A 16,606-nucleotide genomic window follows, 5' to 3' on the forward strand; every position below is an offset into this window, starting at 1 on the left:
GCCACGTCCAGCGATGCAGGGCGGCTCACTCGAAACAACGGAACGTGAGGCTGATACGGCGTCCGGCGGAACCGGCGCGGGGCACGCCGTGCGTCCAGGCGCGCTGAGTCGCCCGCGTCATCAGGAGCAACGATCCGTGCTCAAGGGCGAGTTCGGTGCGGTGAATCCGGTCGATGCTACGGAACACCAGGGGACGGGTCGCGCCGAGCGAGACGATCGCGATCGCGGTGGCCGGAACCAGACCCTCGTAGGAGTCCTGGTGGAAGCCCATGGTGTTGTCGCCGGTCTCGTACCGGTTGGCCAGGCAGTTGTTGAAGGGATGGCCCGCGAACTCGCCGACGCGGGCCGCGATCGCCGTGATGCGCAGAGGCATCTCCACGGGGTCGTAGTGCTGGCCGGAGTAGTTGTAGGGGACACCGAAACTTGCGGTACGGCGCGCACGCATGCGGTCGTCCCAGGCCACCTCGGTCAGGAGGAACGCCAGATCAGCGTCGGCGTCGGGCAGCGCGGCCGGGAAATGGCGGACGCCGAGGGGCAGTGCGGTCATGGTCTCTCCGTCGCGAAGGTGAGCTCAAGCAGCGGTGCGGGGGCGCTCACGTTGTTGTCGCTCGCGGCGAAGGGACGACATGGCTCGGGATCCTAGAAGGCCCCGAACCCGACGACCACCGAATAACAACCGCACCGGTCGCGCGCCCGACCGCGGACCGCGCGACCGGCACACGGAGCGGCCGGGCAGGGGAAGCCCTTGACAGCGGGGCGGGAAGCGTTCTAACTGGCAACAAACCTTTCTGTTGTTCCCCCGCTGAAGGATCCGCTCCCATGAACTCCTCCCGACCGCCGCGCGCCGGATCGCGCTCCAAGCAGCTGGTGGCCATCCTCTCCTCGCTGGTGCTGTCGGTGGCCGGTACGGGACCGGCGGTGCGCGCGGACGTCGGTCCGGCGTCCGGCGCCGCCAAGGTCGCGAGCATGCAGGACATCGTTCCGGTGCCGGTCACGGCCGAACCGGCCACGGGCGCCGACCACACGATCACCGGCGACACGGCGATCTACGTCCAGACCGGTTCGGCGGGCGTCGGCGACTACCTCGCCGCCCTCCTGCGCCGGTCGACCGGCTACCCGCTGCCGGTCAGGAGCGCCACCGCCACGCCCACCGACGGCATATCGCTGCTGCTCACCGGCGCGGACCAGACCGTGGGCAGCCAGGGCTACCAGCTCAACGTCACGCCCTCCACGGTGGTCATCCGGGCGAACCAGCCCGCCGGACTGTTCGCGGGCGTGCAGACGCTGCGGCAGCTTCTCCCGGCGGCGGTCGAGAGCACCACCACGCAACCGGGCCCCTGGCAGATCCCCGGCGGCCGCGTCGTCGACTATCCACGGTTCGCCTATCGCGGCGCCCACCTCGATGTCGCCCGCCATTTCTTCACCGTCGACGAGGTCAAGCGGTACGTCGACGAGATCGCCCTATACAAGATCAACTATCTGCATCTGCATCTGACCGACGACCAGGGCTGGCGGATACAGATCAACAGTTGGCCCCGGCTGGCGACGTACGGCGGCGAACTCGAGGTCGGCGGCACCCCCGGCGGGTACTACACCCAGGACCAGTACAAGGACATCGTCGCGTACGCGCAGAGCCGCCACATCACCGTCGTCCCCGAGATCGACATGCCGGGCCACACCAACGCGGCGCTGGCCTCGTACGCGGAACTCAACTGCAACAACGTCGCGCCGCCGCGCCGCACCGACATCCAGGTCGGCTACAGCTCCCTGTGCATCAACAAGGACATCACCTACAAGTTCGTCGCCGACGTCATCCGCGAGGTCGCGGCGCTCACTCCCGGCCCCTACCTCCACATCGGCGGCGACGAGGCCAGCGCCACGCCCCAGAAGGACTACGTCACATTCCTCAACAAGGTGCTGCCGATGGTGCAGGAACAGGGCAAGATCGCGATGGGCTGGCACGACATCGTCGACGCCACCCTGCCCACCTCGGCCGTCCCGCAGTACTGGCAGACGGGGACGTCGCACGCGGGAGTTCAGGCGGCGGCACGCCGAGGCAACAAGATCCTCATGTCCCCGGCCAACAAGTCCTACCTCGACATGAAGTACAACTCCAGCACCCGTCTCGGGCTCAGCTGGGCGGGCTACATCGAGGTGCAGACCGCCTACGAATGGAACCCCGGAACGCACATGACCGGCGTGACCGAGTCGCAGGTGTTCGGCGTCGAGGCACCACTGTGGTCGGAAACCCTGCTGAACATCGCCGACATCGAGTACATGGCGTTCCCCCGGCTTCCGGCCATCGCCGAACTCGCCTGGTCGCCGCAGTCCACCCACAACTGGAACGCCTTCCGGCAACGGCTGGGCGCGCAGGGACCGCGCTGGCAGGTCATGGGCGTCAACTTCTACCGCTCAAGCCAGGTGCCCTGGAGGACCGACAACAACAACCCGGGCAAGTGCACCGAACCCGAGTGGGACGGCACGGCCACCTATGTCGGCGGTGACAAGGTGTCGTACAACGACCACACCTGGACCGCCCGATGGTGGACGCGAGGCGACGCCCCCGGCAACAACCCCCAGGACGTCTGGACCGACAACGGCCCCTGCTGACGTCCGGCTACACAGAACGCCGGTAACACCACTTACCTGCGGTATTTGTGCCAGGCCTTTTCGATGGGCGACGACAGGAAGAGGAGGAGGAGCGTCCAGTAGTTCAGGCTCGGGACGGTCAGCGCGAGGACGAGGGCGAGGGCGAGGAGCGCGGCGGCGGTGACCGATCCGGGAAGGGACTCGGGTGGTGGTGGAGCCGTCTCGGACGCCAGTTCGGGGTTCGCCCGGACGATGAGTTCCAGCCCGGTCTGGAAGAGGACGGCGGCGAGGATCGTGGCGATGTAGAAGCCGGCCGTGAAACGGTCGTCGCCGTAGACGCCGACCATCTCCGTGGGGAACGGCAGCACGACGATGGTCAGCAGCCACCCGACGTTGCACATGAGCAGCGGCTTCGAGTAGGCGCGGACGTGCCGGAAGAAGTCGTGGTGCACCAGCCACAGGCGGCTGATCACCGCGAAGCTCAGCAGGAATCCGAAGATCTCCGGTTGATGCTCGGTGATCACCTCGGCTGCGCTCTGCCCGTTCCGCTCCGCCTGGGGAACGACGTTCACCAGGGGCAGGACGAGCAGGGTGACGGCGATCGCGACGACGGCGTCGGTGAAGTACACGAGCCGGTCGGGGTCCCTGGGAATGGCCACCGCGATCACTCTGCCACCCGTCCCGGCGACGGGAGGTAAAGGATCCGGCAACGAAAGGATGAAACCGCGTTCGAGGACCCCGCCGCCGAGGCGCGTTCGGTGGGGAACTGCATGGTCGTGCCTTTCGGGAGTGCTTGGGAACAGCGCTCCCGGACGACCTGTCGTCCGACCGTGATTCGCGACGCCTTCTACGCCGGCCAGAACGATTCACAGAGGTTTGTGCCCATGGTCCCGCCGAGCCAGACGGTCGAGGGCGCACATGCCGGTCATAACCGAGTGGGCCAAGGGCGGCTATCGGACGATGGCGGAACTGTTGCAGAGCATCTCGGACTTCGTTGCGGGCGCGAGCTGACCGGCAGCCATCGAAAGCGCGGGAACGGGCGAGTCCTTGTTGCCATCGGAATCGTGGATGAAGGTGACGATGCTGATCGCCACGCCCGTCACCAGCAAAGCCCCGTAGAATACGAGCAGCGTGTGCGACATCGTCACTTTGCGTGGTGCGGTGTAGGGGTCGCCGAGGTATGGCCGGGTGTCCATCGAGAACGGTTCGACGGCCGAGTCGGGCTTGCGCGCGTCGTTGTAAAGACACCGGAACAGGCGTTCCTGGCGCAGGAAGTAGCCGTCAAGCCACCAGAAGGCGACGTTCAAACCGGTGGCGGCCAGCGCGAGCCATGGATTACTGCCGCTTGCGGCGAGGCCGTAGAGCGCGGCGGACGCCGTCAGAGCCCAGCCCTTGGCCAGGAACGAATTCCCGGCGAGTCGCGTTATCGCGGACTGGATGAACTCCAGATGCTTGATCCGTCCATCACTCGGGAAATCCGTCACCTTGGTGACCCGCCACGGACGATCATGTGTGACTCACCCACAACGTAGGGAATCCCGCATAACGCACAAAATGCCATGGCGACCCCCGTGACTCGTCAACGTGACCGGACGCCGGTTCAGCGGCGGACCTCCGACATTGTAGGTGCGTCGGAGCCGGCGCCCTGGGCGCTTGTCCGCTCTCGGACAGTACGGCAGGACGTCACGGGAGGCGCCCATTCTCGAAGTCCGCGCTCGTCCAGGCCAGGTGGTCAGCCGGCCTGAGCACCTGGCCTGGGATTTTCCCGAAGTTGTCGGGTCTTCGCTGTCAGCAGCGCTTCCAGTCGTAGTGGTAGGTCGTCTTGAGGTTGCCATCGGTGGAGTCCATGCTGATGAAGCTGACCTCCGACTTGTCCGAGGTTCCCAGATCGAGCAGCAACTGCGTGTTGATGTTGAAATTTCGCTGCTCACCGCACGGCGACCACATAAGCTCGGTATTGTTCACCAGGTCCCTGATATGCCAGCTTCTCTCGAAAGGGCCCTCCAGGGATACTTCCCAAGCCCTGCCCTCCATTCTGCCTTGGAAATAGTAGGAGGCGCGTGGGAACGCTCTCGCGCCTTCCTGCAACGAGGCGTAACCACGGTAGTCCACCGACGAGATGGCGTACTGGTAGCCGTGCGGAACGTGCACTCTCAGATTGATCTGACAGTTCTTGCGCTCATCGGTGACCTTTGATTTTCCTCCCACCCGGGCGAGGTAATCGCCGTAGGTGACCGTGAAGGAGTCGTTGGACTCCGACAGGGCGACCGCGGCGGTGCCGATCGGGCAACCGCTGCCGTTGACGCTCGCGATCTCGATGCCGACCCCATCGGGGCCGTGCGCGAGCACCTGCTCGGACGCGGCGGCCGGGGCGACGGTCACCGCGGTCATGGCGAGCGTGACGGCCGCGAAGGACATGGGGATTCGTCTGCGCATGCGATTCCTCAATTCGGAAGTGGGCGCTTCCGTTCCTTCGACGACGAGGAGGCAGCGCCGGAAGTATGGACCGAACGGTCATCTCCAATGAGATGGACCCGAGAACCAGGCAAATGATAACTTTTACAGTCAAGTGCTGTCAATCAACAATTTTCAACTTTGAATTTTATCGATCTACAGGCAACGGGGCGCCCGTTGACGTTGATCAGTGGCACCCGGTCTTCGAAGTATCGTTCCAACGAACGTTCCGGCATTGTGCGGGGGCCATGGTGGGCGCCACGCGTATCAGTGAATGGCCGGGAACGGACACCCCGCTCAGGCGGTCCGCTTTCGTCCCGCACCTTCGTGGGCGGTGCGGGTCGGTCGGCGGTCGTGTCGCCGCGGTGGCGGCGGCGAGGTTACGCTGTCGTCCCGTGCCGAAGACGCGCCTCGACCTCGCTCGGATTCGGGCGGCCCGCCAGGTGATCGACCCGGTCTTTCTCGACACTCCGCTGTACCGTTGCGAGGCGCTGGAGCCCGACCTCGGATGCGCGGTGAGCGTCAAGCTCGAAACGGCGAATCCGGTCCGCAGTTTCAAGGGACGCGGTACCGAGCTCGTGGCGAGCGGGCTCGCCGAGAATGGTTCGCGTGCCGTGGTGTGCGCGAGCGCGGGCAATCTCGGTCAGGCCCTCGCGTGGTCCGGCCGCGGGCGGGGGCTCTACGTCACCGTCGTGGCGTCCCGCTTCGCGCCCGCCGCGAAGCTCGACCGCATCCGCGCGTTGGGCGCCGAGTTGGAGCTGGTGGACGGCGACTTCGACATGGCGCGCGAGCGGGCGGCGGCGATCGCGGAACGCGACGGCGTCCGGCTCGTCGAGGACAGCCTGGACGTCGAGACCTGTGAGGGCGCGGCGACCATCGGCCTGGAACTCGTGGACGCCGGGCCGTTCGACGCCGTCCTGATCGCGCTCGGCGGCGGGGCGATGGCCACCGGGGTGGGGCATGTGCTGAAGGCCCGCGCGCCCGGCGTCGAGGTGATCTGCGTCCAGCCGGGCGGCGCACCGGCGATGACGCTGTCGTGGCGGCGGCGGCAGGTCGTCACCACCGACTCGACCGACACGATCGCCGACGGCGTCGCCGGGCGCCGTCCCATCCCGGCCGTCCTGGACGATCTGCTGCTGGTCGCCGACGACGCCGTCCTGGTTCGGGATGCGTCGATCATCGCCGGAATGCGGCTGCTCTTCGACCACGCGGGGCTCGTCGTCGAACCGTCGGCGGCGCTCGGCGTCGCGGCGATCCTCGAAGACCCCGACCGCTTCGCCGGACGCCACGTGGTCACCATCGTGTGCGGAGGCAACGTCGACGTGGACGCCTACCACCGCTGGATCGGCGCGACTCCCCTCCCCCCGATTAGGGAGGTCGACCACGGCCCGGAATCACACGGCCGCGTCTCGCCCTGACGGGATTCTCTCCGTTCGTCTTCGACGGGGAGCCCACCGGCGACCTGGTGCGCCTTTGGGAGGCGGCGCGCCATCAAACGCTCGCGTAGGCGCACAGCAGGTACAGGGCGGTGATCCCGCCCGGCAGGTCGGGAAGGACGAGTTCACCGGACGGAACGGAACGCACCGGCAGGTCGGTGTCGAGAACGCCGTGGAACAGGCAGGGCCAGTCGGCGCTCGCCACGCAGTCGACCGGCACGTCCGCGCAGGGGCCCTCACCCTGGCGGGGCGTGAACAGGACGGGCAGGACGGAGCGGCATCCAGGGTCGGCCGCTTCGATGAACAGGTCCATCCGGGTGATGCGGAGGTCGCAGCCGCCGGGGACGTAGGGGAACAGCTCGCGGGGCAGCCGCAGCGGCCAGGGACGTCCCGGGGTCTGGAGGCGGTGCCAATCATCGGGGAGATCGCGCCGGACGTCGATGAGCCGGAGCCCGGCGCCGGGAAGACGGTGGGCGGCCGCGCCGCGGGCGGCGGCGCGGAGCAGGTCGCCGCCCTCCCGTGCGGTGTAGTTCAGGGCCATCACGACGTCGCTGACGCTGTCCGGAGAGAACCGGTTGTCCTCCGGCGGCAGTTCGACGCGCCAGCGGCTGACGGCGCCGCGGAACTCGAACGGCAGGTAGCGCTCGTCGTGGAAGTTCAGTTCGAACATGCCCGAGTCGTTCTGGCCGCTGGAGGTGGCGATGGCCTCCGTCGCGTCATAGGCGTGGACGATCCGGGGGTCGTCGGCGGCGGCGTCATAACCCGAGGTCGCGCCGGAGTCCGACGCACAGCGGGTGCAGGCACCGGACGCGCAGGGGCAGGTGCGCGGCAGACCTCCGGCGGCGCAGCGGCAGGGCGCGGGCGCGGCCGATGTGGACGGAGAGTCGCAGCACCGGGCGGGTCCGTCGCGTAGGGACGGGTCGACGCGCGTCCGGCTGCTCAGCAGGGTCAGGCGGCAGTTGACGCTGGTGTACGGGCCGACCACGCACGGAATCGTCAGCGTGACGTTCTTGATCCGTCGCATGTAGTGGCCGGGATGGTCGAGGTCGAGCAGCCATTCCGGTATCTCGATCTCGCACTGCCCGGTCTGCTGGAGTTGCAGGAACGCCAGCGGGAAGTCGACGCGCAGGGACAGGTGCCGCGTCAACTCGTACTCGCGGCAGTTCTCCTCGATGTAGGCGGTCTCGATCCGGCGTAGCGCCAGGTGAAGGCCTTCCCCGGCGAGGAGCCCTTCGCGCAGCGAGTCCCAGCCGGCGGACGGAAGGGCGGGGGCCGCGTTGCCGCGTTCGTGGACGAAGGCGCGCCGTGCGCGGCGGGCGAGCCGCAGCGCGAGGTCGTACAACTGCCGGTGCAGCGCGGCCGTCTCGCGTTGCAGGTGCAGGTAGAGCTCGGCGCTGGTGAACCGGTCGCGCAGGTAGTCCTGGACTTCGCGGGCGTTGTCGATCTGCCGTTCGTGGACGTTCAGGTCGCGCAGCGCCGCGTCCCGGTGTCGTTCCGCCGCGAGGATCTGCCGTTCGATCTGCTGGAGTTCGACGCCGACCACCTGGATCTGGTGGCGCCATTCGTCGTCGCGGCGCTCCCAGCCGCCCTCGGTGAGGCTCAGGCCACCGCTGGTGCCCGCGTTCTCCGCGACCTGGTTCAGGATGCGGGAGGCCGTGCTGAAACCCGCCGCGAGCTTGTTGCCGAGCGGGAACTGGTTGAACTGGAGCGGCGTGCCCATGACCCCGGCGATGCCCAGCCAGAAGTCGGGCGTCATGCCGAGGCCCTGGGCGATGCCCTCGGACACGTTGCCCGCGATCCGCGACGCCGTCGACACCACGGTCATGGCCTCGTATCCCAGCTCGCCCGCGTTGTTGCCCACCCGGAGCAGCGCCTGGTAGTACGCCAGCCGGGTCAGCGCGCCCTGCTTGGTCTTCTGGAGCGCCTGGACCTGCCAGTCGGCCTCCCGCCACTGGAACTGCCGCGTCCGCAGGCTCAACTCGGCGAGTTGCCGTTCGTGCGTCGTCCGGAGGACGGCGAGGGCCTCGGCGTCGCCCTTCTCGTAGGCGGCGAGCAGGTTCGCGCCGAGCGCGCGGACCTCGCCCGTCAGGTCCAACGCCTTCTGGACGAGGTAAGTGAACCGGTACGGGCCGACCGGGCCGTGGCAGTTCGCGCCGTCGCAGCCGTCCGCGCAGAGGTCCACCGGGTCCGCGGGAACGTCCGGGCCGCGGTGCAGCCGATGGGCGTCGATGTCATGCCGGACGAGGGCGAGCCGGTCACCGGTCCGCTCGTACAGGGAGAGGAGCCGCGGGTTCAGCGGGGCGGAGCGCGGCACGAAGTCGGCGAGGACGGCCGGGGCGTGGTCGACCTCCCCGCCGATCCGTCGGGGCGGCGGGCCGAGGAGACGGGCGAGCATGTCGAGCAGGACGCGGGCCTGCCGCGCCGCCTCCAGGTCGCCGCGCGTGAACGCGGTGTCCGCGGCCTGGGCGAGGGTCTCGGCGTAGGACAACAGGACGTTCTGGCGTCGCGCCACCTCCACCCCGACGTAGTCCGTGCGCCAGGTGTTGTCGGATTCCAGCGGCCGGTAGGCGAGGCCGTACCAGGCCAGCGCGGCGTCGTTGCGGCAGTGGGCGCGCAGTGCGCCCGCGACGGCCGTCGCGATCGGGAACGGCGACGGTTGCAGGGGCGCGCCCGGCGGCCTCATCGTGAAGTACGGGTAGGCGGCCATGGCGCCCGGCAGGGGGACGTCCGCGTCGTCGGGTGCCGTGACCAGGGGCAGGACGACCGCGTCGTCCAAAGACATGTCGTAGCGGAATCCCGGCGCGGTGGGGTCGGCGTGGCCGGCGGGCCGCACGGCATCGGGCACGGTGAAACGCAGGGAGTCGCCCGTGCGGCCCTCGAACTCCAGCCGCGCACCGCCGTGGCCGCGACGTAGGAGTACCGTTTCGGCGCTACGGCGGGGCGGCTCGAACCGGCCGTCGCGGACCCGGCACCAGTACAGGTGCACGCCGTCCGCCGGAGGCCAGGCGAGGAGGCCGGGCAGCTTGTCGGGCCGATGCCAGTCGGACGTCTGGTCGGCGGGGCCTTCCGGTGTCGAGACCACGACACCGGCGTCGGCGTCCTGGACCGCGTCCGCGTCGTCGTACACGGCGGCGCCCGCCAGCCAGAAGTAGTACTCGTCGATCCCGTCCTCGGGGCGTTCTTCGCCGCAGTCCTGGCAGCAGCCCCCGGCGTGTTCGAACGGTGCGAGGTGCGCGGACGCCGGTGGGATCCCGGCGGCGGCGACCCGGACGAACGGCACGCCGAGCGAGATCGCCGCCGTGAGCCAGAGCGGCGGCGCGGTGCCGGGTCCGGCCGCTTCGAGTTCGGCGGGCGTCCGTTCGGCCACGGTGCGGGCGCCGCCCTCATCTCCGGCCGCGTCGGCGTGCGCGGTGGGCAGGGCGACGGGGGCGAGCCACGACGGCTGTGCCGGGGGCACGGGGGTACCGAGCAGCCCCAGCCCCTCCGGCGCGGGCGACAGCAGCCGCTCCAGCGCGAGCGTCCCGTCCTGGAGGAGGGTGAGGTCGGGGTGCTCCGGCGGGCGGGGTCCGCGCCACCAGGCCAGGCCGCCGGGGATCGGGACGGTCAGGGCGTTCTCGCGGAGCCGCGCGTCCAACATCCGGAACGCCTCCGAGCGGCGGGCGTCGCGCAGGTCGTCCCATTCGATCCAGTTCTCCGGATACGCGGCCTGATACGCGCACGTCCGCCATTGCGCGAAGGTCGCGAACCGGTTCCGCCACACCTCGCGCAGCGCCGGCGGGACGGCGAAGCCCGGTTCGGCCCCGAGCAGCGCCCGCTGCATGAACGCCTGCACGGCGGCGATGCCGTCCTCGATCCGGGTCACCCGCTGCCCGAGACCCGCCTGGACGTCCTGGAGCAGCAGGTCGGACAGGTCGCGGGGTTCGGCGGCGAACCGTCCAGGCCCGCACAGATAGGCGAGCAGCGCCCGCCGGGCCCGCTCCCGCAGCCCGTCGTTCAGGCGCCGCAGGTCGGTGTAGCGGCGCGGGTGGCCGTTCTCGACGTAGGCGTCCTCGACGAACCGGAGGAGGTCGGCGACGCCCGGCAGCGGCGGCGTCCCGACCGGTGCGGCGGGGTCGTCGGCCGCCCACAGGTACGGCCGGGCGGCGCCGATGTCCCGGGGGACGAGGTGGCCGGTGATCCGATGCAGCAGCCGCGAGCCGTGCCAGGCGCGGATCGCCCAGCGCTCGTCCTCCAGATCGTGCGGGCCGAGCCGGTACGGATCGGGTGGGACGTCGGAGTAGGCGGTGACGAGCGGCGCGTGGCCGGCGTCGATGCCGAGGTGGCGGAGCAGGTTGGCGGGGTCGTCCGGTTGCTGCTCGGACACCTCGGCGAACAGCAGCCAGGCGGGACGTTCACGCGCCGTCCGGGTGCCGCGCCGCAGGTCGCGGTAGTCGTAGAGCCGTTCCCACACGTCGAAGAGGGCGGCCTGCCGGGCGCGTCCGGGATCGGTGCGGTGGTCGGCGACGACATCGGTGAGGTACGGGTCGCCGACGGGCAGCAGGTCCGGGGCGAACCAGGCGCGGTGGGTGTCGAAGGAGTCGGGTCCGGTCCGAAGGTGGGACGTGCCCGCGAACGTCTCCCCGTGCGCGAGGAGGTAGCCCAGCTCCGACTGCCGGTAGCCGAGCACCGGCCGCGCGGACAGTTCGAACCGCTGCGCCAGCAACAGCGCCTTGAAGGCCCGCTGGTAGGTGCGGCGGATGTCGCGGAGGCTGCTGGTGTAGAGGCCCTTCAACCACGCGGCGGCGGTCTCGCCCGGCCGGATGGCGGTGTAGGTCCGCGTGTCCGCGTCGAGGGTGGGGTTGCGGATGACGCCGTCGCCGAGCGTCGTGTCCTTCGCGGCACGGAACAGCCGGTCGAACGGCAGGGCGGTGACGGCGTCGCCGGTGTCGGGTCCGGCGTAGGCGAACTGGAATCCGGTGCGTGCGGGCTCGGTGTCGGCGCGGTGGGCGAAGTCGGGTTCGACCTGCCGGGCCTCGATCGTGATCTCGTAGGCGCCGCGCCGCAGCCGCAGCGGGCCCGACCGGTGGCCGGGGGCCTCGTCGCCGGGCATCCCGTGGTTGAGGACGGTCCAGGTGCGCTGCCCCCGGCGCAGGACGACGCGCCAGCGCCGTCCCCCGCACCGGTCCCCATGGTCGTCATGGGGCTCGGCGTGGGTCTCGTCGGGTGTCTGGTCGGGGGTCTGGCCCGCGTGGAAGTGGTAGGTGCCCTCGTTCTCGACGAGCAGGACGCCGTTCCAGGTCACGGCGAACGGCTCGGCTCCGCCGAGGGGCTCGCCCGTGGCGTCCAGGAGAGCGAGACCGTTCCGGACGCTGACGTACCGTTCCTGCTCGTCGGTCAGTTCCAGGTCCATCGCGGGGAGGACGGTCGGCACGGGTGCGTTCGTCACATTCCGGACCGCCCCGAACGCGCTCAGCGGGCCGCGCACCTCGCGCCAGCGCAGCGAAGCGTTCGGTTCGTCGGCGGTGTATTCACCGACGAGCCCGGTTCCGCGCAGGCCGAGCAGCGCGGCGAAGGCGCCCGCGCCGGGCCGCCACGGCCAGGTGACGTCCGGTGGGGCGCCGGAGTCGCGCTCCCACGGGCTCAGGCCGAAGTTCTCGTCCGCCCACAGCCCGCGCAGGATCAGCCACGCCGCCTCGACCGCCCGCTCGTCATCGCCGGACTCGTCCCCGGTCGCGGCGAGCACGTGCCGGGCGAGATGCCCGGCGACCACCTGGCAGCGGCGCACGAACAACGCGTACGCGTGCTGGAACAGGGCGAAGCGGGAGTCGTCGTCCCCTTCCTGGACGAGCGACTCGATGGCCTGCACCGGGTTCTCGAACAGCGCGGCGAACGGCGCCCACGCCGCACGCGGCGCGAAGTACAGGTCGCGCACCGCGCGCCGTTCGACCGGGTTGAGCGGACGCAGGTGCAGCAGCCGGTCGAGGACGTCGGCGTCCAGCAGCGGCAGCAGGCAGTACAGCTCCTCGGTGGCGCGGTCGTAGGCGAAGCCGCCCTCCGGCGGGCCGCCCGCCCACATGTCCGGCGAGGTGTCGGCGGCGGGCAGCGGCACGGCGAACCGGGTCTCCGCCGCGGTCACCGGGATGCCGCGGCGGCGCAGCTCGGCGGCGAAGAAGCGGCGACCGAGCAGTTCGAACGGGTCAGGCGCCCCGGTGGGCGCGGTGTACCCGAAGTCGGCGTGCAGCGAGGCGACGATCCGCGTCCAGGGCCAGGAGGCGGCGTCCTCGTCGGACACCGTGACGTCGCCGAGGGCGCCGCGCAGCGCCCACAGCGAGTGCGGGCCCTGCCCGTCGAACGGCTCGGTGTCGCCGAGTCCCAGCGGGTCGTCGGCGGCCTCGTTGCGGTCCTGGAGGGGGAACGGGTCGTCGCCGCCGAGATGCTCGCCGGTGGTGAACAGGAACAGCAGCTCCCCCACCGTGAACGGGGACAGGTAGATCTTCAGCAGCGCCTCGGCGAACCGAAGGGTGGCGGCGGGACGGGCGTGCCAGGTGTCGGACGGCGTGGCGGGGTCGAATCCGCACAGCACCGACAGCGGATCGAGGTTCGCCCTGATGATCTTGATGAGTTCGGGGGTGGTCTCCAGGTTCGGGTCGGCTCGACCGGCGGTCTCCTCCACGCCGTCCAGGAGCAGGTGGGTCGCGCGTTCCCACTCGTCGGGGGTGACGTCGTCCGCCCACAGGGCGAGCAGCGGCACCCGGCCCACCGGGCCCGACCCGTCGCCGCCGCCGAGCGGGACGCGGAGATCGTCGCACAGCATCAGCAGCGCGGCGAGCTGGCGCGGGAAGTCGGGGTTGACCGCGCCGTCCGCCGTGAAGATGTGCAGGACGGCGTCGAGGTCGGCGAGCGTCCCGAACGACAGGCCACCGCCGCGGCGCTGACGCAGCGCCCGCCACAGCCGCACGACCAGGGCGAACCGGACGAGCGCGGCGGAGCGGTCGGCGTCGCCCTCGCCGGTGAACCGCGCCCGGTACTCCTCCGGGTCGCACGGCGGGCAGTCCGACAGGCGCCCCTCGCCCTCGTCCCGGCGCCGCCGGGCGATCTTCACGACGTCGAACGGAACGATGCCGCCGCGCTGCATCTCGACGAGGTCGCAGTACTCCAGGCCGGTGCGGGCGAGCAGTTCGGGGAGCCGCACGGCGATCTTCGTCCAGTGCGTCCGGCCGATGGTGGGACGCGGGAACCCGTACAACTGCCAGGCCGCGGGCACGCCCTCCGACGGCTCCTCCCCCGGCGTGCGGGTGAAGAACATCGCGTACTCGTGCGCGGTCAGGCACAGGTATTCCAGCGCCGTCTCCAGCCGCACCGGATACCGCCGGCGGTGCGCGTCGAACTCCGCCGGCTCGTGGGCCGGGTCGATCGCGAACTCGGTGATCCGCCTGCGGAACCGGCGCATGACCTCGTACCGGCTCGTCCCCGCCGCCTGAAGGTAGGCGCGGACGGTGTCGATCCCCTGGTCGTAGGGCAGCAGCGGCGATCCGGCGTCGGCGCGCAGCGCCGCGTAGGCCGCGGGCAGCGGCGCGGACGGCGCGGAGTGCTCCGGGAGCGCCGCGAGCAGCGTGCCGGGATCGTGCGCGTCCGGGCCCGTGACGGCGTGCCCGCCGACCTGCTCGGCGGCGGTGTCGAACACGGCGCCGGACGGTGTGCCCCCGGCGACCACCGCCGCGACGAGCCGCTCCAGACTCTCGATGACCAGGTCGGCGGACGGGACGGGCGTCGCCAGGTTCGCGGCCGTGGCGCCGAGCGCGCCGAGCGGCCCCCGGCGCTCTTCCAGCAGCCCGCCCAGGTTCACCTCGGCGGGCGGGAGCGGCTCCGCGCAGGTGCTCCCGTCCGACACCCGCAGCAGGTCGCTCAGATACGCCACCAGGCCGAACGGGGACCGGTGTTCGGGCGGCAGGCAGTCGGTGAGCGTCCCCGGGTTGACCGGCGCGAACCCGTCGCCCTCCCCCGGCGGCTCGGCGCGGGAACCGCCCGCGGCCTCCTGGATCTCGAAGGCGAACGGGTGGGCGACCGTCCCCGCCAGCGCGTCCTCGAAGTCGTCGGGGCTGAGCGCGGCCACCGCGTCGACCGTGGTGAACCCGCGTGCGTACAGCGCCTCCATGAGCGAGAACCGCAGCTCCGCGAGCGGTTCGCCCGGTGCCGCGAACGCGGTCAGTATGTGCAGCGCGTCGATCGCGTCGAGCGCCGCGAGCAGCCACGCCCGCGCTCGCGGGTCGCCGGGGAACACGCCGAGGACGGCCGAGCGCGTGGCGTCCGGGTCGCGCGGGGCGCCCGGCGTGTACGTGCCGCCGCCGTGCGCCGCGTACCCCGCCTCGAAGGACGCGAAGATGTCGGGTCGCGGCCGGGGCAGCGTCGCCGGTGTCTCAGGTTCCGGCGACGTGGACGACGCCGCCGAGTACGGGACGGTGAAGAACTGACGCAGGTGCCGGAGGAACGCGTCGACCCTGTCCTCGGGAGTGCTGGACGTGCCCGCCTCGGTGAACGGCGGCAACAGGTCGAGGCGCGGCGGCGCCTGCGGCGGCAGGAACAGGGCGCGCCACCGGGACTCGGGGACCGCGCGCAGCTCGGCCGCCGTGGTCACCCCCAGCTCGGTGGTGACGGCGGTGATGAGGGGCGCGAACCCGCCGGTAACGGCATGCAACAGCAGCGCCAGGTACGCGGACGCGCCCGGCCCGGCCGCCGTCGCCGGTCCCCAGAATTCCGGGTCGATGGTCGCGGTCGGGCCGGTGTGCGCCAGCCACGACTCGACGAGCGGGCGGACCGCCGCGTTCAGCACGACGGGCGGCGCGGGCGACGAGGCCTGCCCGATCGCGCGCAGCCGCCGCGCCGCCTGCGCCGGGACGAGCGCGGCCCCGGTGGTGGCGGCCGGCGGTTCGGCGCCGGCGACCATGCCCGCCTCGATCGCGGTCTCGATCGCCACGAGCACCTTCGCCTCGGTGTCGGCGCTCGCCATCGCGAACCGCTGCGCCACGTCCACCTGGGGCGGAAGCTGGGCGCCGAGCGCGTAGAAGTAGGCCGCCGGGACGACGAACGGCGGAGCCAGCACGCTGCCCGCCGGATCGCCGGTGAGCGTCACCGAGGCGTGCCGGATCGTCGTCCCGTCCCCGGCGCCGGGCGGCAGCGGAATCGTCAGCAGCGCCGAGCGCGCCCCGTTCACCGGGCCCTGCGCCGGGCCCGGACCGGTGAGGTTCTCGCCCGCGCTGAGCCGCTCGCACATCATCGCGGCCCAGACCGCGTAGACGAACCCGGTCAGCCGCAGCGCGTTCCCGTCGTGCGTCGCGTAGTAGCCGTCCAGTTCGGCCTCGAACCGGCGCCGGGCGTTGTCGACGTCGTCGTTGCCCGGCACACCCGGCTCCGGGGCCGTGTACATCTCGGCGAGCGGCCGGGGCTCCGGCGGCGCCGGGTGGACGGTCCGGTCCCATTCGATCTCGGCGGCGACATGCTTCGCCTGGGCGGCGCTGAGCGTGGTGCGCTCGGCGATGGTGGCGCCGTCCGCCGGGTCGAGCGCCAGGACCGCGTCGATGGCCTTGACCAGGGACGCGAAGTCGGGCGGGGTGCCGTCCTGCGGCAGTTCGAGGCGCCCGCCCGCACCGGACGCGGCGACGGGCAGGGCCGCGTACGCGCTCGGCGCGAGCCCCACCACGTCGGAGAGCAGGATGGGCAACTGCGTCACGGTGACGACGGTGGCGTTGAAGTCGATCCGCCGGTCGGCGATCGGGGCGTCGTCGCGGGTGAGCTTCAACCGCAGGTCGAACGAGGTGCCTTCCGGATACTCCGGGTGGTCGGCGGGCGGCTCGGCGACGATGACCGCGGTGGCCGCCGCCATCGGCAGGCGCGTCGTCGGCGGCAGCGGCGGGATGGCCCCGACATCGACGAAATGCTGGACGATCGCCGTGCTGGTCAGGTCGACGGCGATGTCCGCGACCGAGGTCGAGGTGAACACCCCGCTCGCCGTGCCGAGGGACGTGCCGTCGGCGGTCGAGCCGAACCCGAGGTCGAACGCCTCGACGGTCAACCCCGACAGCGCGGAGGTGAACGCGGCGCCGGTGACGGGCCGGGTGGGGCGCAGCCTCACGACGATGAGAGCGGGCATG

Annotated in this window: 7 protein-coding genes; 2 read left to right on the forward strand and 5 right to left on the reverse strand. The window is 71.1% G+C overall.

Translation table 11 applies throughout. The features are described 5' to 3' along the window. Positions 1–25 precede the first annotated feature (25 nt). Complete coding sequence (locus D0T12_RS30150) at positions 26–547, reverse strand: alpha-ketoglutarate-dependent dioxygenase AlkB family protein (RefSeq protein WP_117403870.1); 522 nt, start codon at positions 545–547, stop codon at positions 26–28. 272 nt (positions 548–819) lie between these two features. Between D0T12_RS30150 and D0T12_RS30155 the strand changes: the two genes are divergently transcribed. After that, entirely contained in the window at positions 820–2,610 is a 1,791-nt protein-coding gene (locus tag D0T12_RS30155) for a family 20 glycosylhydrolase (protein WP_117403872.1), read from the forward strand. Between the two features lie 32 nt (positions 2,611–2,642). On the opposite strand, the gene D0T12_RS30160 is transcribed toward D0T12_RS30155, so the two are convergent. The 3 genes from D0T12_RS30160 to D0T12_RS30170 form a co-directional block, all read right to left on the reverse strand. Continuing rightward, positions 2,643–3,248, reverse strand: coding sequence for a TMEM175 family protein (locus tag D0T12_RS30160; RefSeq protein WP_117403949.1), 606 nt, complete (start codon positions 3,246–3,248; stop codon positions 2,643–2,645). A gap of 291 nt (positions 3,249–3,539) precedes the next feature. Next, positions 3,540–4,073 (reverse strand): hypothetical protein, encoded by a 534-nt coding sequence (locus D0T12_RS30165; protein ID WP_117403874.1) that lies wholly within the window; start codon positions 4,071–4,073, stop codon positions 3,540–3,542. A 304-nt stretch (positions 4,074–4,377) separates the two neighbouring features. Beyond that, positions 4,378–5,025, reverse strand: coding sequence for a DUF4360 domain-containing protein (locus tag D0T12_RS30170; RefSeq protein WP_199487782.1), 648 nt, complete (start codon positions 5,023–5,025; stop codon positions 4,378–4,380). Positions 5,026–5,438: 413 nt separating this feature from the next. Between D0T12_RS30170 and D0T12_RS30175 the strand changes: the two genes are divergently transcribed. Then, the gene (locus D0T12_RS30175; protein ID WP_117403878.1) at positions 5,439–6,461 is read left to right on the forward strand and encodes a threonine ammonia-lyase; all 1,023 of its coding nucleotides are present in this window, start codon (positions 5,439–5,441) and stop codon (positions 6,459–6,461) included. 73 nt (positions 6,462–6,534) lie between these two features. Here the strand turns inward: D0T12_RS30175 and D0T12_RS30180 are convergent, their stop codons facing one another. Further along, a complete protein-coding gene (locus D0T12_RS30180) occupies positions 6,535–16,605 on the reverse strand; it encodes a Tc toxin subunit A-related protein (protein ID WP_117403880.1) in 10,071 nt (3,356 codons plus the stop codon). Between the last annotated feature and the right edge of the window lies 1 nt (position 16,606).

Source organism: Actinomadura spongiicola, assembly GCF_003432485.1.
Lineage (GTDB): Bacteria > Actinomycetota > Actinomycetes > Streptosporangiales > Streptosporangiaceae > Spirillospora > Spirillospora spongiicola.

Excerpts from the sequence above, each read along its gene's own strand:
- D0T12_RS30155 (WP_117403872.1), top strand. The coding sequence starts at position 820 with ATGAACTCCTCCCGACCGCCGCGCGCCGGATCGCGCTCCAAGCAGCTG.
- D0T12_RS30150 (WP_117403870.1), bottom strand. The coding sequence starts at position 547 with ATGACCGCACTGCCCCTCGGCGTCCGCCATTTCCCGGCCGCGCTGCCC.
- D0T12_RS30170 (WP_199487782.1), bottom strand. The coding sequence starts at position 5,025 with ATGCGCAGACGAATCCCCATGTCCTTCGCGGCCGTCACGCTCGCCATG.
- D0T12_RS30180 (WP_117403880.1), bottom strand. The coding sequence starts at position 16,605 with ATGCCCGCTCTCATCGTCGTGAGGCTGCGCCCCACCCGGCCCGTCACC.